Origin of the sequence: Sinomonas sp. G460-2 (genome assembly GCF_047759905.1) — a bacterium.
Taxonomy (GTDB): Bacteria; Actinomycetota; Actinomycetes; order Actinomycetales; family Micrococcaceae; genus Sinomonas.
The window spans coordinates 1-1,424 of the sequence record NZ_JBKZWT010000531.1; the positions used below are offsets into that span (position 1 = coordinate 1).

At 72.0% G+C, this 1,424-nt stretch carries 2 pseudogenes; both read left to right on the top strand.

The window, feature by feature from the left end:
- Positions 1 to 490: pseudogene (locus ACLN58_RS22190) on the top strand (hypothetical protein); the annotation flags it as partial.
- Between the two features lie 96 nt (positions 491 to 586).
- A pseudogene (locus ACLN58_RS22195) lies at positions 587 to 1,424 on the top strand (peptidase S41); the annotation flags it as partial.

A 1,424-nucleotide genomic window follows, 5' to 3' on the forward strand; every position in this document is an offset into this window, starting at 1 on the left:
CGCCCCGGGGGCGGGTCCGGCGACTGCCAAGGACGCGTCGGCGAAGGAAGCGGAGGCGTGGTCGCGTCTGCCCGAGGCACTTCGGCGGAGCGCCGAATCGACCGATCCGGTCCGGGCCGTTCAGGCGCTCGCCCAAATCCGCGCCCTCGCGGTCACTGCGGCGGATCGCGGGCTACTCGATCGGGTCAACGCGCGAGGCTCCGACGCAGCCGCGACGGACGGAGAGCTCATCGACCGCCTCGAGCGTGAGGGCCAGCGGCTCGACGGCTTCACCTCAGAGGTCCTCTCGGCCGAGCTCATCGCGCCGGACACGGACGTGGGCGGGGGCACCGCCGTCGTCCGCGCCCGGGTGGTGAGTTCCGGGTACGCGACGCTCAGCGCCGCGGGCCGCGAAATATCGGCGCCGGGCGCGGGCCGGGACCAGACACTCCGGATCGTCCTCGAGCGTGCCGGTGAGGCTTGGCGTGTCGCCCGGATTCTCGCGACATGAGCACGGCGGAGCTCGCCGCGTGACGCGGTCGCGTCATGATCGGAACGGTCCGCAACGTCTCCGAACGAGGGCCTGCGGCCTGCCTATGATCGGAGAATGACAGCCTCCAGCTACTTCCGGTACCCCCATGTCCACGGCGAGCTCGTCGCGTTCGTGGCCGAGGATGACGTGTGGCTCGCCCCGGTGGAAGGCGGCCGGGCGTGGCGGATCTCGGCGCTCCAGCTCCCTGCCCGCAACCCGCGCTTCACCCCGGACGGCGGCAAGGTCGTCTGGAGCGTCGTCCAGGGCACGGCACCGGAGGCCGTGGCCGCGGACGTCGATGGCGGCGGCTTCCACCAACTCACCTACTTCGGGCACCAGAGCACCCGTGTCAAGGGCTTCGACCCGCGCGGCCGCGTGATCGTCACGAGCGCCCACAACCAGTCCGACGCGCGGCACACGCACGCGTACGCGATCCCGGTCGACGGCGGGTGGCTCGAGGAGCTCCCGTACGGCCCGGTCGATTCGGTCGCGTTCGGGCCGTCCGTCGGCGACGAGCGTCCCGTGGTCGTCGGCACCGTGCTGTCCCGCGAGCCCGCGGCGTGGAAGAGGTACCGCGGCGGCGCGATGGGCAAGCTGTGGGTCGACGCCGACGGCGGCGGCGAGTTCCGGCTTCTCACGCCGGGGCTTGACGGCAACCTGAGCGACCCCATGTGGATCGACGGCCGGATCGCCTTCCTGTCCGATCACGAGGGCTACGGCAACGTGTATTCGGTACGCCGCGACGGCTCCGACCTGCGCCGACACACGGACTTCGACAGCTTCTACGCAAGGCACGCGAGCTCGGACGGCGAGCGGATCGTCCTCGAGTCCGCTGGCGAGCTCTGGCTCCTCGAGGGCCTCGACGCGGAGCCGCGTCGGATTGAGGTCGCGCTCGGCTCGGCGTCGACCGCGC